Here is a 24,882-nt window from a genome sequence, read left to right as displayed (position 1 = left end):
GGGCGCTGTGTCCGGCGTCATACCGCCGGCAGATCGCCGAGGCTGCCGAGGTCCAGCGACACCCACTGCTGAGGGTCGAGGTACACCTTGGTCTGCGGACCGTGTTCCTTCTCGGCCATCTCGATGTACGGTTCGACGGCCTGCGGCGGAAGGTAACGAGATGCCATCTCGCGCAGGTCGTCCCGGGTTCCGGCGACCATGTCGATGGCATTCCCGGACACCGAGACGTACATGAGGCGCGGCGACACCTCGTCGACCATGAGGGTGAACCGCCCCGCCGCCCGGATGAGGTTCAGCTTCCGCGACTCGGTGCCGGTGAGCAGCCATGGTCGTCCGCCGGGTTCGTAGTGGTACCAGATCGGCACCGTCAGCGGAGCCCTCTCGGGTTCGGCTTCCACGGACAGGGCCGCGACGTGTGGTTCTGCCAGAAACGCTTCTCGTTCGCTCTTGGTGAGTGCCATATTCCGACGGTAAACCGGGCCTCCGACAGTTCGTGCCCGATTCGCGCCGGTCGTGCCTACTTCCAGGGAGCGAGAACCTCGGCGGCGCGTTCGGCGAGCACCATCTGGAACAGCGGACCGAAGCTCACGCGTCCGACGCCGAGCGCGGCGAGTGCCGCCTTGTTGTTCTTGGTCGGGTGCCCGATGGCGTTGACCGGCAGCGGAAGTTCGTCGGCGAGCCGCTTCTGGGTGGCGTCGTCGTGGAAACCGACGGGATAGAGCACGTCGGCACCGGCCTCCGCGCAGAGCTTCATCCGCGCGATGGCGCGGTCGACGCGGTCGGATTCGTCGCCGACCTGCTTGAGGAACAGGTCGGTGCGGGCATTGACGACGACGTGGACATCGGTGGCGTCCGACGCCGCACGCAGTCCGCCCACGAAGTCGGCGTGCTCCTGCGCCTCGCGGAGTCGCCCGCCCTCGCTGTGGACGGTGTCCTCGATGTTGAGACCGACGGCGCCGGCGTCGATGAGGCCGTCGATCAGGGTCTTCGGGTCCTCGCCGTAACCGGATTCGATGTCGACGGAGATCGGGACGTCGACCGCGGCGGTGATCTGTTTGATCCGAGTCGTGAGCTCTCCAAAGGTGATGCCCTCGTTGTCGGGTTTGCCGATCGAGTCCGACACCGGGTGACTGCCGACGGTGAGTGCGGCGAACCCGGCGGACACCGCCAGATTCGCCGACCACGCATCCCACACCGTCGGCAGGATCACCGGGTCTCCGGGCTTGTGGAGTTCGAGCAGAGTCTTGGCCTTGTCGGCGAGTTCCGTCATGACCTCTACAACTACGCCGGTCGAAGCGCACATTCCGGGGGTTGGCGAAACATTACTTCCGCCAGAACAAGTGATGGGTGACCCCGCTGGGACTCGGGATCACCTCGTGCTCGAACCGGTCCTCCAACTCGGCGGGCGAGTCCCACAGTCGCAGTCCGTTCCCGTAGGTGACGGGTGCGACCGCGACGTGCAGCGTGTCGATGAGATCGGCGTCGAGGAACTCCCGGACGGTGCTGACTCCCCCGCCGATCCGTACGTCCTTGCCGTCGGCCGCGGCCTTGGCCTTCGCCGCGGCCTCGGCCGGCGTGGCGTCGAGGAAGTGGAACGTGGTCTCACCCAGCGTGAACGACGGGCGGAGGTGGTGGGTGAGGACGAAGACCGGGGTGTGGAACGGCGGCTCGTCGCCCCACCACCCCTGCCATTCATGGTCGACCCACGGACCTCGCTGGTGCCCGAACTTGTTGCGGCCCATGATCTCCGCACCGATGTTGTGGGTGAAGTCGCGCGTGAAGTAGTCGTCGAGTCCGCGGGTGCCACCGGGATCGGTGCGGTTGGGCCAGCTCGCGGTGGCCCCTGCCCAGGACATCATCTCCCAGGGTTCGACGGTGTCGCCGAACGGCCGCTCGAAGGTCTGATTTTCACCGGCACCGATCCCGTCCTGCGAGACCGCGAAGTTCTGCACCCTGAGTAGCTGAGCCATGGCATCCATTCCTGTTGTCGTCGGGCAATCCAACCAGGACAGACTCGAAACCGCAGCGAAACTCATCGGTGCAGCGCAGCGTCAGGCGATGGCGGCCTTCACGATCTGGGCGAACGGCGTCGACGACCGGCCGATCAGCGTCTGGAGGTCGCCTGAGGTGGTGTCGAGTTCGCCGCGGGCGATGCCGGCATCGGAACCCGCCAGCACGGCGGCGAACTGCTCCGGGGTGCCGTTGTCGGCGAGCACCTTCGCGTAGTCGGCCTCCGGCAGGTCACGATACTCAACGGTCTTGCCGGCCACCTCGCCGATGACCTTCGCGAGGTCGGCGTAGGTGAGTCGCTCATCGCCGCCGAGTTCGTAGACCTTGCCACCCTGATCGGCATCGGAGGTGAGGACTGCGGCAGCCGCAGCCGCGTAGTCGGCGCGGGCGGCACCGGCGACCTTGCCCTCGCCCGCTGCACCGAACAATGCGCCGGACGAGACCGCCTGGCTGATGGCCTGCAGGTAGTTCTCCCAGTACCAGCCGTTGCGGAGGAACACCGCGGGGATCGACGACTCGCCGAGTCGCTTCTCGGTGGCCACGTGTTCGGGCGCCAACCCGAGCCCGCTCGTAGCGGCGTTGAGGAGGCTCGTGTACGCGATCAATCCGACACCGGCCGCTTCCGCCGCCTCGATCACGTTGGTGTGCTGCGGAACTCGACGTCCGACCTCCGAACCCGAGATCAGGAGCAGCTTGTCGACACCGTCGAGTGCGCGCCGCAGCGCCTCCGGATCGTCATAGGAGGCAACCCGGATCTGAGGGCCCTTCGACGCCAGATCGGCAGCCTTCGACTCGTCCCGAACGATCGCCACGATGTCCGCGGCCGGGACTCCCCGCGCGAGCAGCTCGCCGATCGCCAGCCCGCCGAGCTGTCCGGTGGCGCCTGTCACTGCTGTGGTCATGTTGTCTTTCCTCTCGTCGTGACTGGGCTCGACTGTACGCACTTACTTTTCGTAAGTGCAATACGAACAGTTAGCTGATCGCTGTGACCTTCGCTAACCTGAGGTCATGTCCGACCACGACCCGACCCTCGAAGCCGACGTCTTCGCACGCGACTGCTCGTCGAGGTCGACGCTGCAGACGGTCACCGGCCGCTGGGGCACGCTGGTCCTGATCGCGTTGCGCGAGAGCAACTATCGATTCAGCGCCCTTCGACGCCGCGTTGACGGTGTGAGCGAGCGAATGCTGTCGCAGACGCTTCAGAACCTCGAACGCGACGGCATGATCGTGCGGACGGTCCTGGAGGCGATCCCGCCGAAGGTCGAATACGACCTGACTCCCCTCGGCAGGCAGGTCGCCGACCAACTGCAGGGGTTGATCGATCTGCTGCAGGGCCACATGCCGACGGTGCGTGACGCGCAGGCGGAGTACGACGGGCGGCGCGGGACGAGTGCCTGAGGCGGTCAGCGCGAACGAGCCGGCAGCAGCAGCAGTTCTATCGGCACAATGCCTAGCGATGGACCCCGGGACAACCGATATGCCATAGGCTCGAGGAATGATCGTTACCGGTGCGATGTTGGCGGAGGCCGCTACTGTCGCTGACGGCAAGCTATATGTACTCGGGGGCGTCCTTACAGATTTTTGGCAACCGCCAGGGGGCTATCTAATCGAGACCCTTCTGATTGTGCTTATCCAGGCAGAGGAGGGAGACCTTCACAATCCGCAGTTCGTCGAAGTCTCCATCACCACACCTGACGGAAAGAGCGGCTCTAGCAGGCTCCCCGTCCCCGAAGTGGCAACCGCAGGAACCAGAGCCGGTTTCTTCTTTCACAAGATCGGCTTCGAGGCGAAGGTTCCCGGCCAGTACGTCATCGTTGTGGAATCAGTGTCACTTCCAATTGAGGTTCATGCACCGCAATTTGGGTAGCGTGCGGGTACGGCGTTCCGCCCCAACCTGATGCAAGGAATTTAGCCTCGATGCGGACTTCACGAGGACCCGGCACCAACCGGACAGGTTCCGCAGCCTCCATCCGACGGTCGAACTCCTCGTCCGTCATCTCGAAGTCATCGTCGTACTCGTCGCCTACCTGCTCCATGTTCACATCCTCCTCCAGGCAGTCCGTAGTTGCCAGATCCCATCTTCGACATCGATTGGCTGGAGTATGACCCTGATCCACCCCACCGCATCATGAGTCTCCACCAGCAGCCTCTCCCCGTGCACCTCGTCAACTTCCCAGCCCGCACGGTCGTATTGGTTCGGGACACACGCCGCCCGGACTTCCTCAACTGACAGGTTGTGCTTTGTTCGTAGCTTTCTAGCGACACCATCTGAGGCGCGGATCTCGCCAATCCAGAACCCACGCGTTGCCACACCGTTGAGACTAGTCTGATCGCGCACTGGGTACCTGGACTGCGAGCCGAACCAGTTACCCAACCTGCAACCTGCACCGCGGTGCGGAACCCGACGGCATGAAACTACAAGAGAGCCCACAGAAAAAGCCCGCCGCCTGCTTTCGCAGGGGCGGGCTTCTTGTTCTGCTCCCCCAACTGGACTCGAACCAGTAACCGTTCGATTAACAGTCGAATGCTCTGCCAATTGAGCTATGGGGGATTGCTCTGGCTCTCGTTCAGCGCCGTGAGCGCATCACTTGAACCGAGGACAGACTCTAGCGCATGCCGCCGCCGGACAACAAAACGGCAGGTCAACGAGGAGACAGCTGCGGCAGTTGGTTCCGATATCCGGAACCAACTGCCGCAGATCCTACGAGCTCAGTGACCGGCCACGACGTCGGATTCGTCGACCTCCACCGGAGTCCGCGCTCCGGGCAGTAACCAGTAGGCCAGGCACACGACGCCGAAGAACAGGTAGCCGAGCGACACCTCCGGCGCGGCCGCCCACGACACCTCGGGTGCGTGGATGAGCCCGATGAAGGACAGCAACGCCCCCACCGCCGCGGCGATGGCCGCGAAGTGGAACTTCTTCTCCAGGATGAAGGTGACGATCGTGCCGAGGATGAGGCCGACGAGGACCGCGCCCTCGCCCAGCGTCTTGAGTCCCTCGTAGATCACGCCTGCACCGTTGAGCGCCTCCATGCCCACCTCGTCGACGGTCGTACCCGCTGCCGACAACGCGTTGTCGATGAGTCCCCGCCCCCACTCGGCGAGGTTCGGCAGCAGCGCCGCGACCACCGCGACCGCGTGCAGACGCGGCACGGCCTGGAACGCCTGCGCGCCTATCAGCAGACCGATGAAGAGCAGGATCGGCACGATCGCGGGCACAGGCAGCAGGTAGTTCAGCACCCCGAACAGACCGAGGAAACACAGCACACCGATCGCGACGCCACTGGCCAGCGAGTAGCTCGCGCGGCCGCCGGCGTCCTTCCAGCCGGGATGGCCGATGTACACGGCCGGCGGGAACGGCGAACCGAACGCCGCACCGATGCACGCCCCGGCACCGTCGGCGAGCAGCACGCTGCGCAGGTTGTAGTTGTCCCCCGCCGCCGCAGCGGACTCCACGTTGCTCATCGCCTCCGTGAAGTTGTAGACGCCCAGCGGGATCGCGGTGCCAAGAAGTGGCGCGAGATCACCGAGACCGTTGAACAGCAGGTCGAAGCGCTGATCCGGGATGCCGACCGCGATGTCCTCGACTGCCGCGGTGAGGTCCGGCACCGACATGAATCCGCCGGCCCACCCGATCGCCGTACCGACGAGCAGCGCGGCAAGTCCGACGGGCACGTTGCCCGGCAGCTTCACATCGGTGAAGAAGCCGATGAGGATGATCGCGAGCACCGGCAGACCGATCCACGCGGCCTCCCAGATCTGCCCTGCCGGACGCATCGAGATGAAGGTGATCGAGATACCGGCCAGGGTGCCGAGCATCGCTGCACGCGGCGTCAGCTTGCGTACATAGGGTCCGACGAACGCGCCGATCATCACCATGACGCCGATCATGAACGCCCACGCCAGACCGGCCTGCCAGGCCTGGATGGCGTCCTTGGTGTTCAGATACACCGGCAGCATCACGACGAACACCACGATGAACATGTGCGGCACGCTCGGCCCGTACGGCAGGGCCGTCACATCGTCGCGTCCCTCCCGCGCGGCGAGGCGTCGTGCCAGGAACGTGTAGTACAGGTTGCCGAGGATCAGGGCGACGCCCAGCGCGGGCAGAACCGTGCCGAGGACGTTGTCGGGACTGAGGCCGATCACGCCGATCATCAAGCCGGTCAACGTGAGGACGTTGACCAGGATGTTGAAGCCGAGACCGAAGAAGGCGTTGGTGTCTCCGCGCGTCCACCAGGCGACCTTCGTCGTCGGAGTCGGTGACGGCGGGTCGGTGGTCGGAGCTGGATCGGTGGTGGCGCTCATGAATTCCTCCGGACTACTGGGGGTTGGTGGGGAAAACGAGACGCCGATGTCTCGACTGGATGAGTGGTCGATGTCAGACGGCGGGTTCCGCGGGCGCCCGCTCTTTCAGCAGCGGGATGATCGCGGCGCCGGGAGCGGTCCAGCCGAAGATGCCGCCCTGCGCGGCGATCATCTCCAGACCCACACGCTGGAACTCGGGGAAATACGAACCGACGCAATCGGATACGACGACGCATTCGAAGCCGCGGTCGTTGGCCTCACGCGTGGTGGTGTGGACGCACACCTCGGTGGTCACGCCGGTCACGAGCAGCTGGGCGATCTGGTTGTCGGCCAGCACCTTCGACAGTTCCGTCGCATAGAACGCACCCTTGCCGGGTTTGTCGATGACAACCTCGGTGTCGAGCGGCGCGAGTTCGTCGACGATGTCGTGCCCGTACTCGCCGCGGATGAGGATGCGCCCGAACGCACCCGGGTCGCCGATCCGCTTCGACGGCGCGCCGCGGTTGAGCTTGGCCGGTGGACAATCCGACAGGTCCGGCAGATGCCCTTCCCTGGTGTGGATGACGAGCATCCCGGCTGCCCGCGCCGCATCGAGCAGCGCCGCAAGGGGTTCGACGACGCGCTGCAACTGCGCGACGTCGTTGCCGAGTGTTTCACCGAAACCACCCGGCAACAAGAAGTCCCGCTGCATGTCGATGATGATCAGTGCGGTGCGGTCCAGATCGAGTTCGATCGGACCGGGTAGTGCCTCGAGGGTGACGGTCTCGGACATCGGGTGGCCTCCCGGGCGGGTGGTTGTCGGGTTTCAGGACGCTGGCAGCGTGGTCGGGGTACGGGCAGCGCTGGATGACATGGACCGGTCACGCGGCTCGTCGAGCAGTGCGGCCGCCAGGTGGAGCACGGTGTCGTCGGTGAGCGCGGCCCCGAGGAGCATCGCGCTGTGCGGCCGCCCATCGGAGGTCACGCCCTGGGGAACCGCGATCCCGGTGAGGTCGAGGAGGTTTCCGAAATGCGTGTAGTGGCCGAGCATGGTGTTGGTCGCGATCGGCTGCGCCAGAACCTCGTCGACGGTGAAGGTCCGCCCGATCGTCGGCACCACGAGGACGTCGATCCCCAGCCAGATGCGTCCGACCTCGGCCTTCAGCTCCTGCAACCTCTGCAGCGCGGCGAAAGCGTCGACGGCGGTGTACTTCTCACCGCTGCGGAGGATGTCGCCGACCACCGGGTGGATCTCGTCGGGCTTCGCGGCGAGGAAGTCCCCGAACACGACGAGCCGCTCGGCGACCCACGGACCCGAGTACAGGAGCTCCCCTGCTGCCAGGAACGGCGCCAGGGAGACGTCGACGATCTCGACACCGCCCGGTAACGCCAGATGCGCCAGCCGGTTTCGGAACGCCAGATGCGCCTCCCGCATGGCGTCGTCGCCGAAGAACTCCAACTCCTCCACCGGCGGGAGACCGATCGTGATCGTCGACCCGTCGAATCCGGGCCCCCGGTCGCGCGACCACGGATCGGCGTCGTCGCGGCCCATCATCACCCTGATGACGCGGTCCATGTCGTCGACGGTCGCGGTCATCGCCGTGATGCAGTCCAGGGATTTGCACGCCGGAACCAGCCCCACGGTGCTGATCAGTCCGCGCGACGGCTTGTATCCGATGATGCCGTTGAGTGCAGCGGGCACGCGCCCCGAGCCGGCCGTGTCGGTGGCGACCGCGAAGGGCACCTCGCCGAGTGCTACCGCGAGCGCCGAGCCGGAACTCGAGCCGCCGGAGATCATCTCGTTGCCGTATACCCCGCGCGGCATCGTGTACGGGGTTCGTGTGCCGTTGAGGCCGGTGGCGAACTGATCGAGGTTGGTCTTGCCGATGCAGAGGGCTCCGGCGTCGAGCAGACGCTGCACAACGGGCGCGGTGGTGTCAGGGACGTAGGCGTAACCGGGGCACGAGAGCGTCGTCGGAACGCCGGCCACGTCGATGGAGTCCTTGACGCCGAACGGGACCCCGTACAGCGGTAGATCGCGCGCGCCGGGTCGGTTCTCGAGTTCCGCGGCCGCGGCGAGAACCTCGTCGCGCGGCACCGTCGACAGCCAGATTCCGTCGTCACCCCGCGCCTCGATGGCGTCGAGGACAACGCGCGCGGTGCGGGACGGAGACCCGCTGCCGTGCAGGTGCGAGTCGAGGATCTCGGCAACCGTGGGACCTGTGGTGGGCCCGCTCGAAAGAGTCAAACCGTCGATTGTCGACAGAATGATGACATCTGCGGAACGTGCGTGTGCCGATTGTGTTAGCAGGTCAGTGAGGGTGTTTGTGCTCTGCGGTCGCCGACACCAAATCCAGATAGTGGAGGTGGCCGTGATCATGCAGGGCGCTGATCGCCGCCGTGGCGTCGTTACGTTCGAGCGCGTCGAGGATCGCCTGGTGCCGGTTGAACCCGTCGTCGGGTCCGTGGTGGTCGGCGGTCTCGGTCCGGAGGTTGACCGCCATCGGCAGCTGGAGCTTCAGCAGGATCGGCTCGAGGGTGATGTCGAGCTGCCGGTTCCCGGCGAGTCCGACGACCGCGGCGTGAAAACGACGGTGGGCGTCGTCGCGCGCGAGATCGTCTGTGGCACGGCGCATCGCGTCGATCGCCGCACGAAGAGGTGCGAGCTGCGACTCCGGATCGGTCAACGGCAGGGCGGCCTCGACGGCGTACCGCTCGAGCACCTGACGCAGCTCGAACAGCTGCAGGATGTCCCGAGGCGACCACTCCGCGACCCGGACCCCACGACGCGGCTGATGCTCGACGAGCCCCTGCTGCGCGAGCAGCCTCAACGCCTCACGCACAGGGGCCCGGCTGATCCCGAGGTCGGCGCACAGCGTCTCCTCGACGATCTTCTGTCCCGGCGCCAGGTCGCCACTGAGGATGGCGTCCCGGATGCGGCGGCCGGCCACGTCGACAAGGCTCTCCGGCAGCTCGCCGCCACCGTGGGACTCCTCCCCGACCGTCATCCGCACACTCTCCCGTCGCGCCGTGTCCGATTCCGGCCAGTGTAGCGCCGTCGACTGTCGACCGTTTTCCGCCGCAGTTGGCTGCAGTCCCCGATCCCCGGTGCGGTAATCTCCTCCCGCGGGCCGGGTGCCCGCACGGGGAGTTAGCTCAGTTGGTTAGAGCCGTCGACTCATAATCGATTGGTCGCGGGTTCAAGTCCCGCACTCCCCACCACCAGACGACGATCAGTCGCCGGCGATCGCCTCGCGCAGCGCCGCGGTCACGGTGTCCGGGTTGTCGACGTTCATCAGGTGCCCGGAATCCGGGATCACCCGATAGGTCACGTCCGACAGGCCGTCGACGATCATCTTCGCCGCTTTCTCCGGACACAGCGCGTCTCGGTCTGCGGCGATGACGTCGACATGCTGCCGGATCTCGGACAGCCTCGGCGTCAGGGGCTGCTCGCGCACTCCCGCCATCGCGCGGGCCGCGTTCGCGTAGCCGGCACCGTCCCCGACCGCCTCGAGCCTCCCGGCCGTGATCTCGTCGACGCGATCGTGAGCGGACACCAGGCCGGCGACGGTGTCGTCGCGCATCGCGGTGCGGAACTCGTCACTCGAGGTGTCGGCGGCCTGATCGGCGCGCTGCTTGTAGAACTCGGCCGCGGCTCGTCCCACCACCGAGGACGTACCGAGGACGATGGCCCGGCTCACCAGGTCCGGCCGCTCGGCAGCGGCCCAGAGCACGATCGTCCCGCCGGCGGAGAACCCGACCACGATCGCGGGTCCGGTCACCGTCTCGAGGAACCCGACGAGATCCCGACCGAGCTGGTCCAGGGTCCCGTCAGCCTCGCCGACCGTCGTCGAGCCGAAGCCGCGGAGGTCATAGGCGTAGGTGTGCAGATCGGCGAGCTCGCGCTGCGTGTGCGCCCAGCTTCGACTGTCCTCACCCAGTCCGTGCACCAGAACAGTTGGCGTTGAAGAGCTTTCGTCGCTCCCCTGTTCCGCATAGTTCACCGTGAGATCGCCGATCGACACCGTCGTCATGAATCCAGGCTCTCACACCGCCCGTCACCCGATCCCGCTCACCTCTCGACGCGGCACCAGAACTCGGTCTCGCCGGGGACACGCTTCAGGCGCACCTCCCCGCCGCCGGGTCGATCGAAGACCCGGACCCCCTCGCCCAGGAAGACCGGGACGTGGAACAGCAGGACCTCGTCGAGCAGTCCGGCGTCGATCATCTGACGCGCGACGTCGGCGCCGATGACGGTGACGTACCCGTCGCCCGCCAGACGCTTGGCCTCCTCGACGGCGCGGTTCAGGTCGGAGACGAAGGTGACGCCCTCCACCGGCTCGGCGGGCGGGTTGTGCGTGAGAACGACTGTCGGTCCGCTGAATTCACCCTCGAACGCGCCCTCGCGGTCGGTGCCCTTGTTGGGATCGTCACCGCGGAAGCTCCGATTTCCCACCAGCAGGGACCCGGTTCCCTCCCGGAGACGGAGCGCTGCCGTGCTGTCGCTGCCCTCGGGTGCGTCCTCGCCGAAGAATCGCGTCAGCCAGGACATGTCGCCACCAGGACCGGCGATGAAGCCGTCGAGCGATGCCGCTGCCGAGTAGATCGTCGTCGCCATGAGATGTTCTCCGTTCAGACGTGGTCGATGGTCAGACCAGGCGAACGACGAGAACTCATCGCGGTCGCTGCTCAGCCGACGTCGACCGTCGGGTCGAGAGCCTGCTCGAGAAGGCTGCGGCGGTAGGCCTCCAGCGCCACGAGGTCACCGAAGACCGCGTTGTACCCGTCGGGGTCGTCGCTCGGAGCCATCCGGCGCAGCCGCGACTTGATGTCCGCGATCTGCGAGCCGACCCACACCTCCTGCAGGCGGGCGAGGACGCTGGTGATGTAGCGAGCGATGTTGTCCTCGTCGACGGGCATCGACTCGACGGCGAGTTCGGTGACCAGCGGGTCGATGACCGGGTCGTCGACGGCGTTGCGGACGGCGTCGACCCAGGCGGCCCCACCCAGACCCGACGACGTGCCGCCGATGCTGATCATCGCCTGCCGCACAATGGCATACGCCGGTTCGTCGAAGCACTCGACCGGCAGCGAGTCGAAGACAGTGCCGGCGATCGCCGGGTACTGCAGCGCAGCCTTGAGGGCTTCGCGCTGCGGCCACAGCCGCGGGTCGTTCGGCTGGGGGCGTGCGGACGTCGGCGCCGCCTCCGCCTCCGGCCGGTTGCGTGCCGGAGCACCGCGCCGGCCACTGCGCCCGGAATCCCCGCCGCCTTTTGCCTTCCGGATCTTCGCGCCCTCTTCGCGCACGCGACCGAGAACCTGGCTGACTTCCTCCCAGCCGACCCAGCCGGCGAGCTGTCGGGCGTACTCGTCGCGCAGCGCGATGTCCTTGATGCGGGCAACGACGGGGACCGTGTCACGCAGGGCATGCACGCGACCCTCGGCGGTGTCCAGGTCGTGTTCGGTGAGCAGTGTCTTGATCGCGAACTCGAACATCGGCACCCGGCGAGCGATGAGGTCGCGGACCGCGGTGTCGCCCCGGGCCTGACGGAGTTCACACGGGTCCATGCCGTCGGGCGCGATGGCCACGAACGTCTGGCCGGAGATGGACTGCTCCCCCTCGAAAGCCTTGAGGGCCGCGGCCTTTCCGGCGTCGTCGCCGTCGAAGGTGTAGATCACCTCACCGCGGAAGTACGAGTCGTCCATCATCAGGCGACGGATCAGCGCGAGATGGTCTTCACCGAAGGCCGTGCCACACGAGGCGACGGCGGTGGTGACGCCGGCGAGATGCATGGCCATGACGTCGGTGTAACCCTCGACCACGACGACCTGATGCCCCTTGGCGATACTCTTCTTCGCGTGGTCGAGCCCGAACAACACCTGAGACTTCTTGTACAGCATGGTCTCCGGCGTGTTCATGTACTTTCCGAGGTTGTCGTCGTCGTAGAGCTTGCGGGCACCGAAGCCGATGATGTCGCCGCCGAGATTGCGGATGGGCCAGAGGAGTCGACGGTGGAATCGGTCGATGGGGCCCTTGCGGCCCTGCTTGGACAGGCCGGCCGCCTCGAGCTCACTGAACTCGAAACCCTGCGACAGCAGGGCCTTGGTCATCGTGTCCCAGCCGGCGGGCGCGTATCCGCAGCCGAACTGGACGGCGGCCGCGGCGTCGAAGTCGCGCTCGGACAGGTAGTCCCGCGCCGCCTGCGCCTCCGGGGTCTGCAAGGCGGCCTGGTAGAACTTCGCAGCAGCGGCGTTGGCGGCGACGAGTCGGGCGCGCGTGCCACGGTCCCGCTTGATCGCGGTGCCGCCACCCTCGTAGTTGATCTGGTAGCCGAGCCGGTCGGCGAGCTGCTCCACGGCCTCGACGAAGCTGACGTGCTCCTGCTTCTGCAGGAAGCTGTAGACGTCGCCGCCCTCACCGCAGCCGAAGCAGTGGAAGTGACCGTGGTTGGGACGGACGTGGAACGACGGCGACTTCTCGTCGTGGAACGGGCACAGTCCCTTGAGGCTGTCGGCGCCGGCGCGGCGCAGTGCGACGTAGTCGCCGACGATGTCCTCGATCCTCGTCTGCTCACGGATCGCCGTGATGTCACGATCGGGGATTCGGCCTGCCACGGGTCCAGTGTAGTGACCTCCCGACGCGGGGATGACCGGGCGCTTCACACACGCCGACAGCACCCGGCCGACCGACCTCACCCCAGGTGCGCCTGAGCCCCGGAGTTCTGCTTGTCGGTGCGTTCCAGGCGGCCCTCGGTCATCGACGCGATCTGGTCGACGATCACCCGCATCCGGGCGGCGTCGTCGGTTGCGGCGTTCCACCAGGGCACGAAGATCGGGTCGAGTCCGCCGGGAGCGGCTTCGGCGAACCAGTTCGCGACGCGGTGGATGCGTTCCCGCTGACGCTGCTGGGTCGACTTGTGGCGTTCGTTGGAGAAGATGAACCGCAGCGCCATGGTCTTGAGCATCGGGACCTCGGCGGCGATGAGCGGCGGCACCTCGAGGTCGGCGTCGTAGCGCGACACCGGCCGGTCCCCGACCACCGCACGGGTGCCGGTGATGGCCGCCGACGCGAACCGCCCGATGAGCTCACTGGTCAGTCGCTTGAGGGCGACGTAGGAGTCGAGCGTGCCGTCGAAGACGCCGACCGCCCGCACGATGTCCATCTCGTAGAGTCGCTGGGCCGCGTCGACGAGTGCCTCCGGGTCGAGGCCCGGGAATTCCTTGGCGCCGATCTCGGCCATCTCCCGACGGTCCTGCGGGTCGCCGAGGCTGCGGAGGTCGATACGACCGCCGATGACGCCGTCCTCGAGGTCGTGCACGGAGTACGCGACGTCGTCGGACCAGTCCATGATCTGCGCCTCGATGCACTTCCGGCCCCCCGGGGCGTCCCGGCGAACCCAGTCCAGCGTCGCGGCATCGTCGTCGTAGGCGCCGAACTTTCCGCCGGGACTACGCCGCGTCCACGGGTACTTCAGCGTCGCGTCGAGCGACGCGCGCGTCAGATTGAGGCCCGCACTGACGCCGTCGGCGTCGAGCAGCTTCGGTTCCAGCCGCGTGAGGATGCGGAGGTTCTGCGCGTTGCCTTCGAAGCCGCCACAGTCGACGGCCACCTCGTCGAGCGCCCGTTCCCCGTTGTGCCCGTACGGCGGATGCCCGATGTCGTGGGCGAGGCCGGCGAGTTCGACGAGGTCGGGTTCGGCACCCAGGCCGATGGCGATGCCCCGCCCGATCTGACCCACCTCGAGAGAATGAGTCAGCCGGGTACGCGGGGTGTCGCCTTCGCGTGGTCCGACGACCTGTGTCTTGTCGGCCAGCCGACGCAACGCGGCAGAGTGCAGCACGCGCGCACGGTCGCGCGCGAAATCGCTGCGATGATCCGTTCGGGTGCCCGGAAGACTCGCGACCTTGGCACCCTCGGGGACATAACGTTCGACGGCCTCGTCGCCGTAGGCGGCCACGGCCGGGAGGACATGGCCGGCAGCGCCGGAACCGGATTGGGTGCTAGTCAAGCACCCAGCCCCGGCCGACCGCGAAATCGGTGACCCGCTGGCGGATGGCCACGATCTGGCGTGCGGTGAGGTCGTCGTCGGCGTCGAGGAGCAACTCGGTCAGCTCCTCGGTGAAGGCGCCTGCATCGAGCGAACCGCGGCCGCCGCGCGGGCGTCGGCTGCCGCGGTCGTCACGATCGTCACGACGGTGGCCCCGATCGCCGCGATCCCCACGACCGTGGTGCTCGTCGCGACGATGCGCACGCGCACCTGCCGAATCGTCGGCCGGAGCCGCCTCGGTCACGGCGACGTTGATCGCCTTGGAACCGCGATCGGTCTCCTCGATGTCGAACGACACCTTGGCACCCGGCTTCAGCGAGCTCTCGTCGATGTCGATGTCGTTGATGTGGAGGAACACATCGGCACCGCCCGACTCCGGCGCCAAGAACCCGAATCCCCGATTTGCGTCGTAATGAACGACTTTCCCGCTGACAGACACGACTCCACTCACTCTCTCGTCGCGCACATGACGGCCCCATGCCCTCCTCCGCGCGACAACTCGCCATCAAGTGTGACAGACATCAGCAGGTCAGGCGGAATCGTGACCGTTCCGCCACACCCGGTACCCGGGTGTGGCGGCGGGCGATCAGGCGCCGAGCAGCTTGCCGCCGAGATATTCGGCGACCTTGTCGAGGGCCACGCGCTCCTGGCTCATGGTGTCGCGCTCACGCACGGTCACGGCCTGGTCGTCGAGGGTGTCGAAGTCGACGGTCACGCAGAACGGCGTGCCGATCTCGTCCTGACGGCGGTAACGCTTGCCGATTCCCTGCGCGTCGTCGAACTCGACGTTCCAGTGCTTGCGCAGTTCGGCGGCGAGATCGCGCGCCTTCGGCGACAGCTTCTCGTTGCGCGACAGCGGCAGGACCGCGACCTTGATCGGGGCGAGGCGACGGTCGAGGCGCAGCACCGTTCGGGTGTCGGTGCCGCCCTTGGCGTTCGGCACCTCCTCCTCGGTGTAGGCGTCGCACAGGAACGCCATCAGCGAACGGGTCAGACCGGCTGCCGGCTCGATGACGTACGGCGTGTAGCGCTCGCCGGTGGCCTGGTCGAAGAACGACAGGTCCTCACCGGAGTGCTTGCTGTGGGTCGAGAGGTCGTAGTCGGTGCGGTTCGCGACGCCTTCGAGCTCGCCCCACGGGTTGCCGGCGAAACCGAACTTGTACTCGACGTCGACGGTCCGCTTGGAGTAGTGCGACAGCTTCTCCTTGGGGTGGTCGTAGAGTCGCAGGTTCTCCGGATCGATACCCAGGTTCGTGTACCAGTTGAAGCGCTGATCGATCCAGTACTGGTGCCACTCTTCGTCTTCGCCCGGCTTGACGAAGAACTCCATCTCCATCTGCTCGAACTCGCGCGTGCGGAAGATGAAGTTGCCCGGCGTGATCTCGTTGCGGAAACTCTTGCCGATCTGCGCGATGCCGAACGGCGGCTTCTTGCGCGCGGTGGTCATCACGTTCTTGAAGTTCACGAAGATGCCCTGCGCGGTCTCCGGACGGAGGTAATGCAGCCCCTCTTCGTCGTCGACGGGGCCGAGGAAGGTCTTCATCAGACCGCTGAACGCCTTGGGCTCGGTCCAGTTGCCGGGCTGGCCGGTCTCCGGGTCGTTGATGTCGGCCAGGCCGTTCTCCGGCGGGTGGCCGTGCTTGGCCTCGTAGGCCTCGATCAGGTGATCGGCGCGGTAGCGCTTGTGGGTGTGCAGCGACTCGACGAGCGGATCGGTGAACACCTCGACGTGGCCCGACGCCTCCCAGACCTGGCGCGGCAGGATGACCGACGAGTCGAGACCGACGACGTCCTCACGGCTGATGACCATGTTCCGCCACCACTGCCGCTTGATGTTGTCCTTGAGTTCGACGCCGAGCGGGCCGTAATCCCAGGCCGACTTGGTGCCGCCGTAGATCTCACCGCACTGGTAGACCAGACCCCTGCGCTTGGCGAGGTTGACGACGGATTCCACTTTGGACTGGGCGGCCACGGTTAACTGCTCTCCACGGGTTGAGGTATTCGGCTTTTGAACTGTCCTGCTCGTGCGCGGTGCGACCGGGTGGGGTCAGGCGCGCGCACGGCAACCCTTACAGACTACCGAGCACATGCTCTGTTCCCGAATGCAGTGGTGTTTACGCCTCCTCGGAGAACACTTCGATCCGTGGTCGTAGACGTCGATGTCGACGGCGTCGATCAACCGCCGGAATCGGGTCGGCTCAGCAACCGGACGACCGACGGCGCCGCGGCCGCATTTATCTGATTTGTAAACTATTCACCGTGCGAACAAAGTCTGCATGCTGCCCACCGGGTCCACGACCCGGACGATCCGTGCTGCGCGCGGATCTCGGACCGGTTTTCGGCGCGCGACGCTCCACTCGGACGATCGGGCGAAGTGAGATACTGGGCCGATGACTTCGCGGCCGACCGGCAACCTGCCGGTGGAACTGACCAGCTTTGTCGGTCGGCGTGACGATCTGACCCGAGCGAGGAAGCTCCTCGGAACCACACGCCTGTTGACGCTCACCGGCGTCGGCGGAGTCGGCAAGTCGCGTCTTGGAGTGGCAGTCGCAGCGAGCGTGCGCCGCGATTTCCCGGACGGCGTCTGGGTCGTCGAGCTGGCCGACCTCCGCCACAGCGGCCTGCTGACCCAGACCATCTGCGGAATGTTCGGGCTTCGCACCGATTCCGCCGACGCCTTCGGGCTCCTCGCCGAGCACCTGCGGACTAAGAGACTCCTGCTGGTCCTCGACAACTGTGAGCACCTCATCGACGCCTGCTCCGGCCTGGTTCGTCGGATTCTGTCTGCCGCACCGTCCGTCAAGATTCTGGCGACGAGTCGGCACGTGTTGGGAGTCGAAGGCGCACAACTCTTTCCGGTGAGTCCGCTGACCGTCGAATCGTCCGGCGGGCTGGGCGAGGCCATGTTGCTCTTCGAGGAACGCGCCTCCGCCGCCCAGCCCGATTTCCGGATCACGAACGACAACCGTGCCGCCATCGAGGACATCTGCCGCCAGCTCGAGGGACTGCCGCTGGCCATCGAACTCGCGGCGGCGAACATCAGGATCTTCGGTCCCGCCGAGATCGCCGCGCGACTCGGCGACAGCACGCTGCTGACGTCGGCCGAACCGGGTCGCACGCCGCGGCACCGCACCGTGGAATCCATTGCCGACTGGAGCTATCAGCTGTGCTCCGAGCGAGAACGCCAGGTGTGGGAACAGCTTTCCGTTTTCGTCGGCGGCTTCACCGCGGAAACCGCCGACGGAGTCTGCCTGCCGTCCGGCTCCGGCTCCGGGGTGCTTCGCGAGTTGATCGGGTTGCTCGACAAATCCATGATCGTTCGAGTCGACGACCATGCCACACGAGAACGCTACCGGCTGCTCGGGCCGATGCGCCAGTACGCGCTCGACAAGCTGGAGTCCTCCGGCGATGCGCCCGCGATCAGGGTCCGGCATCGCGACTACTTCCTGCGCCTGGCCGAACGGTCGTACACCGATTACTGCAGCCCGGACGACATCGAGTGGTTCCGCAGCACCCGCGCCGAACACGCGAATCTCCGGGAGGCCCTGAGCTTCAGCCTCAGCGAGACAGCCGAAGCCGCGACGGCCGCCGCGATGGTGCGCGCACTTCGTCCCTACTGGTCGCAGTCGGGCACGCTACTCGAGGGCTTCCAGTGGACCTGCCGGACGATCGAGGAGGTCGTGGAGCCCGCCGAGCCGCGGGCCGAGGCGCTCGTCGTAGGGAGCGTCCTGGGCTTCCTGGTCGGCGAAGTCGAGCTGGCGGAGTCCTACCTTCACGAGCATCACGACCTGACCGAAAGTCTCGGGATAGGCCGGTTCGCCGGCATCGCGTGTTTCGCGGCCGCTCTGGGGGCGTCGCTGCGTCACGACAATGTCCGGGCTTTCGAGCTCGCCGAGCGGGCGGTCGAACCGGGTGGGGGCCGGGCGGATGACGGCGTGGTCGCCGACTGCATGCCGCTGTCGGCGCTTTACGCGCTCATCCTCGAGGACGACGAGGCCGAGCAGTACGCCATCCGGGGCCTGGAGTTCGCCGATCGCCACGGTGCGCATCTGGTCAAAGCACTCGCACTGGGGCCGCTGGGAATTCTCCGCTGGCATCAGGGCGACATCGTCGCCGCAGAATCGTTCATGCTCACGGCGATCGAGTTGTACGAGGCCTTCGATTATCCCGGCATGGTCGCGGTCTGCATCGAGGTGATCGGTTGCTGCGCGGCCGAGGACGAGCCCGAACGTGCGGCCACGCTGCTTGGGGCGGCTCGCACGGTGTGGCACCGTCACAGCCAGATGAAGCTGGCGCAGGCAGCGCTCAGCACGGTCACGAGCACCATCGAGAACCGGTTACGCGGGGTCCTCGGTGACGAGACCTTCGAGTCTGCCGTCGCCCGAGGCCGGGCCCTGCCGCTCGATGACGCGGTGCGACTGGCCCGCAGAGCCGGTGCCGCTCCCGTGACCCGCTCGACGGCGTCGTCTCGGTCGGTCTTGACCCGCCGCGAGAACCAGGTCGCCGCATTGGTGGCGGAGGGTTTGACGAACAGGGAGATCGCCACCAAGCTCACGATCTCGCCCCGTACCGTCGATGCCCACGTCGACCACATCCTGACCAAGCTGGGTTTTCGGTCCCGAACCCAGATTGCCCGGTGGGTCAGCGCCGGCGTCGACGGTTGACTGCTGGGCCGTTTATCACTCGGCCACCGAGGAAAGATAGGCCAGGGCCTCGACCCCGGCCGGCGTCATCCGGTGCCGGCGTCCGCAGGCAGCGTCCGCAGTGTCGGTGACCAGTCCCAGTTCGACGAGCCGGCGCATCGTGCCGATGTCGGTGCCAATGGATTCCCGCCGGGCGGGCGGGGCCACCGCGCCGTTCGAGCCACACACCCGATCCGCCAACTCGTCGATGGCGACCCGCTCCAGTACGTCTAGCTGCGTTGCGTTCATTCCTGAGGCCTCCTTGTTGCCACCTACAAGCTTGGTCGCGGGAGACGCTCGTTTCCATTCGCAGAAGTACCTAAGTCACTACCTATGAGCTGGGTCACACGCGCTGCGCGCACGTGAATCACGACACATCGGTCCCACATCGTTCCATTGCGGAGCCGGCCACAGCGGTGGATCGTCGCCCGTGCGTCAGCAAGAACGGAAGTCCGGGATGCGCTTCTCGAAGAAGGCCCGAGCTCCCTCGCGTGATTCCTTCGAGCGGAACGAGTACGCCTGCCCCACCGCCTCGGACTCGATCGCGTCGGCGAAGGACCGTTCGAACGACGCGTTGAGTTGCTGCTTGATCACCGACAGCGCCCGGCGGGGACCGTCGGCCAGTCGCCTCGCCCAGTCGCCGACCACGGCGTCGACGTCGGCATTGGGAACGCAGCGGTTCACCAGCCCCATCTCCCTCGCTTCGGGCCCGGTCACACGAGAGGCGAGGAACATGATCTCCTTTGCGCGGCCGAGCCCGACGAGCCGGGGAACCGACCACGAGCCCCCGCCGTCGATCGACAGGCCGCGCTCGGCGAAGATCTCGCCGAAGACCGCGTCCTCACCGGCCACCACCAGATCCGCGCACAGAGCGAGGTTCGCGCCGTACCCGACTGCACCACCACGCACCTTCGCGATCACCGGGATCGGTAGGTCGTGGATCAGCGTGCACAGGTGACCGACCCGACGCATGAACGTCATCTCGTCGGGAAGGATCTTCTCGGCGAGATCCATACCGGAGCAGAACGCCGAACCGGCGCCCGTGATCACCAGCACGCGGCAGCGGTCATCGGCCCACACCTGTTCCAGGGCGACGATCGCCTCGTCAACCATGTCCTTGTTGAGACCGTTCTTGCGGTCCGGACGGTTCCAGGTCAAGGTGGCCACCCCGGCGTCATCGACCTCGAGCAGGACAGTGGGATCAGTCATCGGGCGGAATCCTCCAGCAGTAGAACGGCATATCGCGACCGGTGATCGGCGGGCGTGCCCATCAGGACTTCCAGCGCCTTGGCCCGCCGTAGGTACAGATGTGCGTCGTGTTCCCAGGTGAACCCGATGCCGCCGAGGATGTGCAGGCACTCGTCGGCGACGACCATCGCCGCGTCACCACATCGGGCTTTGGCCGCGCTCGCGGCGACCGACAGCTCTCGCGCGACTGCGTCCGATGGTGCGGCGAGATAGGCGTCGGCAGCCGCGACCGCCACATCGAGGGCCGAACGCGCGAGTTCGGTGGCCATGAGCAGATCCACGAGCTGATGTTTGATCGCCTGGAACTGACCGATGGGACGGTCGAACTGCACGCGGTCCTTGGCCCACGCGACCGCCACCTGGAGACATTGCTGGGCGATGCCCACCTGTTCGGCGGCGATGAGCACAAGCGCCAGATCCGCCGCTGTCTCCAGGGAGACATTGTCGGCGACAAGGGTTCCCGGTGCATCGAGGAATTCCACGACAGCCATTCCCCGGGTGAGGTCGAGACCTGTCATCGCGGTTCGGGTGAGGCCGGGCGCCGCCGTGTCGACGGCCACGATCGCGTCGGTTCCGTCGATGGTGACCGGCACCAGCACAACGTCTGCGTCCGCACCGTCGAGGACGAACTCGGCGCGTCCGCTGACGATGACAGATTCACTGTCGGTGGCGCGACAAGCAGTCGCCGAGACACCGGCGGGTGGCATCGACGCCGGGTCCGGCCAGCAGACGGTCGCGGCCAGCCCGTCTTCGGAGAGCCGGACGGACATCGCGCGGGCCTGCGTGGTCCCGGCGACGCGGAGCAGCGTTCCGGCGATGCCGATGGATGACAGCGCCGGCACCACGGCCAGTGTGGCGCCGAGATTTTCGAGAACGACTGCCAGCTCCGCGACCCCTGCACCCGCGCCCCCGTCAGCCTCGGGGACGAGCAGTCCGCCGAGTCCCATCTGCTCGGTCAGGACCTTCCACAGTTGCCCGTCCCGTTGGGGTCGGCCGTGATCGTCGAGGAACTCGCGCGGCCCGGCCGAGGAGGCGTCGCGCACCGCCTCGGCCAGAGCCGCACGTTCCTGTGCATCGATTGCCATCGCGATCCCCTAGTCCGTTCGGGCTCGACGCGCGACCGGCGACGTCGCGTCGCGGGTCGGCAGCGCGATCGTCGCCGTTCCGGGCATGACATCGGCGCCGCGCTGGTTGCGTGCGAAGGTGCGCAGTTCCACCAGATGTTCGCCGTCCTGGCCCACCGACTTGCCGGTGACCTCGCCGCCGAGGGTGACCACGTCGGACAGGTAAACGAAGCCCCGGTACTCGGAACTGCAATCGCGCACCCAGCCGTCGTCACCGCACCAGTTGGTGAGCAGTTGCGTCTGCCAGCACTGCCGCTGGAAGCCGACGTCGTACTGGAAGGCCACGCCCATCGCATTGGCGGCCGCCTTGTTGTAGTGGACCGCGTAGATCGGCTCGCTGGATCCCATGACCTGGTCGCGGAACGACCACGCCGGGTGCGCCTGGTAGTCGACCAGTGCGGCGGCGTGCGCCTTGAGTCGCGGGATCGGGGTGCCGCCGCCGGCGATGAAGGCGACCTCGTCGGTCAGGCCGATCGGTCCCTTGGTGAGGGTCTGGATCGCGTCGCCGACCTGCACGTCCTCCCAGTAGCGCGGTTCAGCGCCGCGCGGCTGCTCGTCGAGAACCCGCTCCTCGACCTCGCGGATCTCCTCCTCCTGCCACGGATGCGGTAGGACCAGTTCCGGCCTGCCCGAGTCCTTCACTGCCGACTTCGAGCGCGACTTCGCCGAACCGCGCTCGAAATTAACCACCTGCCAGTCGATCTCGGCGACGAGCTCACCGTGCTGGTTGCGGTAGGTGTTGACGAAGTGATCGGTCACCATCCGGCCGGCGAACTTGCTCGGACGCGGGCCGGTGAAGCCATCGTATCGGCAGGTCGCGGTGATCGTGTCGCCCCAGTAGACCGGCTGGTGGAAACGTGCCTGGGTGGCGTTGTGGAAAGCGCCGAGTCCGGGCCAGCCGAACTGGATGCCGGAGAAGCACCCGATGACGAAGGACGGAGGCGCCACCGGCGCACCGTAATCGGATCGTTCGGCGTGCTCGGCGTCGGTCCACAACGGGTTGATGTCACCGATCCCGCCGGCGAACTTGATCACCGCGATGCGGGTGGCTTCTTCGTTGTTGATCGAGTGGTCGATCCGGAGGTCGACACCCGCACGGGCTTCCATCGACGCGATCATCTCGTCGGTGATGACCGCCTCGGGCATCTTGGCCTCGGTGGTCTTGTCCACCGCATCAGACGTCGTCGACACCGCAGTTGTCGCCGGAGTTGTTTCGGTGGTGGTCATTTCGCAGCCGCCTTTTCCGGGTTGGCGGTCCAGGTGCTGCCGCCGCTGGGGATGCCGGCGTCGGCGACGGCTTTGGCCAGCGCGTCGAGAGTCCACCGACCGTCGGTCATGAGCTTCCACTCCGAATCCTTGGCCCACGGCTTGATCCGCTGCACGCGCGAACCGCCGACCAGGAAGACCTCGCCGGTGAGCGGGCACTCCGCCGCGAGCAGGTACCCGACGAAGGGTGACACGTTGGCCGGGTCGAAGCGATCGAACTCGCCTTCCTTGCCGGCCAGAGCGTCGCCGAATGCACCCTCGGTGAGCCGCGTCCGTGCCTGCGGCAGAATCGCATTCACCCGCACGCCGTAGCGTGCCAGTTCCTTGCTGGCGACCTGGGTGAGACTCGCGACCGCGGCCTTGGCAGCGGAGTAGTTGGTCTGCCCCGGGTTGCCGAAGACGCCCGATTCGCTGCTGGTGTTGACCACCGATCCGGCAACCTGCTCGCCGGCTTTGCTCCGCTCGCGCCAGAAGCGTGAGACCTCGCGGGTCATGAGGAAGGTACCGCGGAGGTTCACCCGCAGTACGAGATCCCAGTCATCGTCGTCGATGTTCACCAGCACGCGGTCCCGCAGGATTCCCGCGTTGTTCACCAGTCCGTCGACGCCGCCGAAGGTGTCGATCGCGGTGGCCACGATCCGGTTGGCGCCCGCCGAGTCGGCGACGTCGTCACCGTTGGCGACGGCGCGACCGCCCGCCGCGGCGATCTCGTCGACCACGTCCTGGGCCGGACCGGTTGCGGCGCCGCTGCCGTCCTGCGAACCACCGAGGTCGTTGACGACCACGTTGGCGCCCTCCGCCGCGAACAGCAGAGCATGCTCACGTCCGATGCCGCGGCCGGCGCCGGTGACGATGACTGTCTTTCCGTCGAGGTGTCCCATCGAATTTCCTTACTTGTGAGTCGTCGCCCGTATGCGGGGCGACGAAATCGGTTGCCGGCAACTAGGTTCGAGCCGGTTTGTCCTTGGGAAGACCGAGAAAGCGTTCGGCCACCGTATTGCGGTGGATCTCATCGGTACCGCCGCCGATGCGCATCCCCGGCACGCTGAGCACGAACTCCGACCAGGCATAGGTGCGCGGTACGCCGATGTCCGCGATCAGGCGCGGACCCAGCACGGTTGTCACGAGGTCGCTGAGCGCCTGCAGATTTGCCGTCAGCGCGAGCTTGCCGAGCGACATCTCCGGACCCGGAACGCCGTTGGCCTTGAGATTGGCGTCGGCTCGGCGGCGCATCGCCTTGGCGGAGGTGACGCCCGAGTAGACCCTGGCGAAGGCCTCGATCACCGCGGGGTCCTTGTGGCGACCGAGATCCCGAATCCAGGCCGCGAGGTCGTCCATCCGGAACAAGCCGCTGCCGCCGCTCGACGATCCCCCGATGGCGTTCCGTTCGTGCATGAGCATCGCGATGGCGACCGACCAGCCCTGTCCGACCTCGCCGAGACGGCACCAGTCGGGCAGCGTCACGTCGGTCAGGAACACCTCGTTGAAGTCGGCCGCACCGGTGATCTGACGCAGCGGTCGCACGTCGACGCCGGGGGTCCGCATGTCCACGACGAAGGCGGTCATGTTCTTGTGCCGTGGACCGTCGCTCGTGCAGGTGAGCGCGATCCCGATGTCGGAGTAGTGCGCCCCCGAAGTCCAGACCTTCTGCCCGTTGAGCGTCCACTCCCCGCTGCCCTCGTCCTGCACCGCCCTGGTGCGCACCGCAGCCAGATCTGACCCGGCGGCGAGCTCACTGAACAGCTGGCAGCCGATGATGTCGGCACGCCGTAACCCTGTGAGCCACTTAACCGTCGCCTCCGGAGAACCGAACTGCGCGAGGGTCGGGGCAACCATGCCCAGGCTCACCGACAGCGGCCCCTTCGAAGGGATCGGGAACTCGCGTTCGACGGCCGCGAAGGCCCTCTCGTAGGCACCCGACAGTCCGGAACCACCGAGGTCCGACGGACCGGTGATCCAGCCGAACCCTGCGTCGAACGCCGCTCGCTGATAGTCGACCGCCGCGGTCAACTCGGCGTCGGTCGAACCGGAGAACAGTGCATATCGCGACTTGGCCGCCGCGTCGGGTGTCGACCCGCCCTGCTTCCTGGTCACCGCCCCGAGGAATTGCCTTGCCTCACCGACGAACTCATCAATGGTCGGAGTCATGAGCTCACCACCTTCACCGAAACCTCAGATTTACACTATCATCGAATAGTTTAGTTCTAGACTATATGG

24 protein-coding genes and 2 tRNA genes are annotated in these 24,882 nt (G+C 66.7%); 4 read left to right on the top strand and 22 right to left on the bottom strand.

Annotated elements, in window-relative coordinates; all coding sequences use genetic code 11:
• Positions 1-17: 17 nt before the first annotated feature.
• From GOALK_RS00285 to GOALK_RS00270, 4 genes are all read right to left on the bottom strand, one after another.
• Positions 18-461, bottom strand: a complete 444-nt coding sequence (locus tag GOALK_RS00285) for a pyridoxamine 5'-phosphate oxidase family protein (RefSeq protein WP_006356773.1) — start codon at positions 459-461, stop codon at positions 18-20.
• 56 nt (positions 462-517) lie between these two features.
• Entirely contained in the window at positions 518-1,270 is a 753-nt protein-coding gene (locus GOALK_RS00280; protein ID WP_006356772.1) for an isocitrate lyase/PEP mutase family protein, read from the bottom strand.
• Between the two features lie 52 nt (positions 1,271-1,322).
• Positions 1,323-1,970 carry a dihydrofolate reductase family protein gene (locus tag GOALK_RS00275; RefSeq protein ID WP_006356771.1) on the bottom strand — a complete coding sequence of 216 codons (648 nt, stop codon included), beginning with the start codon at positions 1,968-1,970 and terminating at the stop codon, positions 1,323-1,325.
• Positions 1,971-2,051: 81 nt separating this feature from the next.
• The gene (locus tag GOALK_RS00270; RefSeq protein WP_006356770.1) at positions 2,052-2,912 is read right to left on the bottom strand and encodes an SDR family oxidoreductase; all 861 of its coding nucleotides are present in this window, start codon (positions 2,910-2,912) and stop codon (positions 2,052-2,054) included.
• Positions 2,913-3,018: 106 nt separating this feature from the next.
• Between GOALK_RS00270 and GOALK_RS00265 the strand changes: the two genes are divergently transcribed.
• Both GOALK_RS00265 and GOALK_RS00260 read left to right on the top strand, forming a co-directional pair.
• Positions 3,019-3,408, top strand: coding sequence for a winged helix-turn-helix transcriptional regulator (locus GOALK_RS00265; protein ID WP_006356769.1), 390 nt, complete (start codon positions 3,019-3,021; stop codon positions 3,406-3,408).
• Between the two features lie 97 nt (positions 3,409-3,505).
• On the top strand, positions 3,506-3,877 hold the full coding sequence (locus tag GOALK_RS00260; RefSeq protein ID WP_006356768.1) for a hypothetical protein: 372 nt from the start codon (positions 3,506-3,508) through the stop codon (positions 3,875-3,877).
• Between the two features lie 171 nt (positions 3,878-4,048).
• Here GOALK_RS00260 and GOALK_RS23775 read toward each other — a convergent pair whose 3' ends face one another.
• The 6 genes from GOALK_RS23775 to GOALK_RS00235 all read right to left on the bottom strand — a co-directional run bounded on the left by GOALK_RS23775 (position 4,049) and on the right by GOALK_RS00235 (position 9,305).
• Entirely contained in the window at positions 4,049-4,321 is a 273-nt protein-coding gene (locus GOALK_RS23775; protein ID WP_127962788.1) for a hypothetical protein, read from the bottom strand.
• 167 nt (positions 4,322-4,488) lie between these two features.
• Positions 4,489-4,561 (bottom strand) — tRNA-Asn (locus tag GOALK_RS00255).
• A gap of 158 nt (positions 4,562-4,719) precedes the next feature.
• The gene (locus tag GOALK_RS00250; protein WP_006356765.1) at positions 4,720-6,318 is read right to left on the bottom strand and encodes a SulP family inorganic anion transporter; all 1,599 of its coding nucleotides are present in this window, start codon (positions 6,316-6,318) and stop codon (positions 4,720-4,722) included.
• Between the two features lie 73 nt (positions 6,319-6,391).
• Positions 6,392-7,090: a cysteine hydrolase family protein gene (locus GOALK_RS00245; protein ID WP_006356764.1), complete on the bottom strand. Its 699-nt coding sequence runs from the start codon at positions 7,088-7,090 to the stop codon at positions 6,392-6,394.
• A 33-nt stretch (positions 7,091-7,123) separates the two neighbouring features.
• Positions 7,124-8,545 carry an allophanate hydrolase gene (locus GOALK_RS00240; protein WP_006356763.1) on the bottom strand — a complete coding sequence of 474 codons (1,422 nt, stop codon included), beginning with the start codon at positions 8,543-8,545 and terminating at the stop codon, positions 7,124-7,126.
• 64 nt (positions 8,546-8,609) lie between these two features.
• Complete coding sequence (locus GOALK_RS00235) at positions 8,610-9,305, bottom strand: GntR family transcriptional regulator (protein ID WP_006356762.1); 696 nt, start codon at positions 9,303-9,305, stop codon at positions 8,610-8,612.
• Between the two features lie 137 nt (positions 9,306-9,442).
• On the opposite strand from GOALK_RS00235, the gene GOALK_RS00230 reads away from it, so the two are divergent.
• A tRNA-Ile gene (locus GOALK_RS00230) sits at positions 9,443-9,519 on the top strand.
• 11 nt (positions 9,520-9,530) lie between these two features.
• Here GOALK_RS00230 and GOALK_RS00225 read toward each other — a convergent pair.
• The 6 genes from GOALK_RS00225 to GOALK_RS00200 form a co-directional block, all read right to left on the bottom strand.
• A complete protein-coding gene (locus GOALK_RS00225; RefSeq protein ID WP_006356761.1) occupies positions 9,531-10,331 on the bottom strand; it encodes an alpha/beta fold hydrolase in 801 nt (266 codons plus the stop codon).
• Positions 10,332-10,369: 38 nt separating this feature from the next.
• Positions 10,370-10,915, bottom strand: coding sequence for a dihydrofolate reductase family protein (locus tag GOALK_RS00220; protein ID WP_006356760.1), 546 nt, complete (start codon positions 10,913-10,915; stop codon positions 10,370-10,372).
• A gap of 71 nt (positions 10,916-10,986) precedes the next feature.
• Positions 10,987-12,912: a DNA primase gene (gene dnaG, locus GOALK_RS00215; RefSeq protein WP_040003899.1), complete on the bottom strand. Its 1,926-nt coding sequence runs from the start codon at positions 12,910-12,912 to the stop codon at positions 10,987-10,989.
• 77 nt (positions 12,913-12,989) lie between these two features.
• On the bottom strand, positions 12,990-14,306 hold the full coding sequence (locus tag GOALK_RS00210; protein WP_006356758.1) for a deoxyguanosinetriphosphate triphosphohydrolase: 1,317 nt from the start codon (positions 14,304-14,306) through the stop codon (positions 12,990-12,992).
• A complete protein-coding gene (locus GOALK_RS00205) occupies positions 14,299-14,784 on the bottom strand; it encodes a cold-shock protein (RefSeq protein WP_040003886.1) in 486 nt (161 codons plus the stop codon). Before GOALK_RS00205 ends, GOALK_RS00210 begins: the two co-directional genes overlap by 8 nt.
• A 147-nt stretch (positions 14,785-14,931) precedes the next feature.
• Entirely contained in the window at positions 14,932-16,317 is a 1,386-nt protein-coding gene (locus GOALK_RS00200) for a glycine--tRNA ligase (RefSeq protein WP_006356756.1), read from the bottom strand.
• A gap of 418 nt (positions 16,318-16,735) precedes the next feature.
• On the opposite strand from GOALK_RS00200, the gene GOALK_RS00195 reads away from it, so the two are divergent.
• On the top strand, positions 16,736-19,009 hold the full coding sequence (locus GOALK_RS00195) for an ATP-binding protein (RefSeq protein ID WP_006356755.1): 2,274 nt from the start codon (positions 16,736-16,738) through the stop codon (positions 19,007-19,009).
• 15 nt (positions 19,010-19,024) lie between these two features.
• Here GOALK_RS00195 and GOALK_RS00190 read toward each other — a convergent pair whose 3' ends face one another.
• From GOALK_RS00190 to GOALK_RS00165, 6 genes are all read right to left on the bottom strand, one after another.
• Positions 19,025-19,276, bottom strand: a complete 252-nt coding sequence (locus tag GOALK_RS00190; RefSeq protein WP_006356754.1) for a hypothetical protein — start codon at positions 19,274-19,276, stop codon at positions 19,025-19,027.
• Between the two features lie 186 nt (positions 19,277-19,462).
• Positions 19,463-20,236: an enoyl-CoA hydratase/isomerase family protein gene (locus GOALK_RS00185; protein ID WP_006356753.1), complete on the bottom strand. Its 774-nt coding sequence runs from the start codon at positions 20,234-20,236 to the stop codon at positions 19,463-19,465.
• Positions 20,233-21,360 carry an acyl-CoA dehydrogenase family protein gene (locus GOALK_RS00180; protein WP_006356752.1) on the bottom strand — a complete coding sequence of 376 codons (1,128 nt, stop codon included), beginning with the start codon at positions 21,358-21,360 and terminating at the stop codon, positions 20,233-20,235. Before GOALK_RS00180 ends, GOALK_RS00185 begins: the two co-directional genes overlap by 4 nt.
• Positions 21,361-21,369: 9 nt before the next feature.
• The gene (locus GOALK_RS00175) at positions 21,370-22,626 is read right to left on the bottom strand and encodes an FAS1-like dehydratase domain-containing protein (protein WP_006356751.1); all 1,257 of its coding nucleotides are present in this window, start codon (positions 22,624-22,626) and stop codon (positions 21,370-21,372) included.
• Complete coding sequence (locus GOALK_RS00170) at positions 22,623-23,546, bottom strand: SDR family oxidoreductase (RefSeq protein ID WP_006356750.1); 924 nt, start codon at positions 23,544-23,546, stop codon at positions 22,623-22,625. The genes GOALK_RS00175 and GOALK_RS00170 overlap by 4 nt, the downstream gene beginning before the upstream one ends.
• Positions 23,547-23,607: 61 nt before the next feature.
• Positions 23,608-24,813, bottom strand: coding sequence for an acyl-CoA dehydrogenase family protein (locus tag GOALK_RS00165; RefSeq protein WP_006356749.1), 1,206 nt, complete (start codon positions 24,811-24,813; stop codon positions 23,608-23,610).
• Positions 24,814-24,882: the final 69 nt, after the last annotated feature.

This window comes from Gordonia alkanivorans NBRC 16433 (assembly GCF_000225505.1).
In the GTDB taxonomy this organism is placed as follows: domain Bacteria; phylum Actinomycetota; class Actinomycetes; order Mycobacteriales; family Mycobacteriaceae; genus Gordonia; species Gordonia alkanivorans.
Note: the sequence above shows the minus strand (reverse complement) of the source record. Positions and strands in the feature narration are given on the sequence as shown.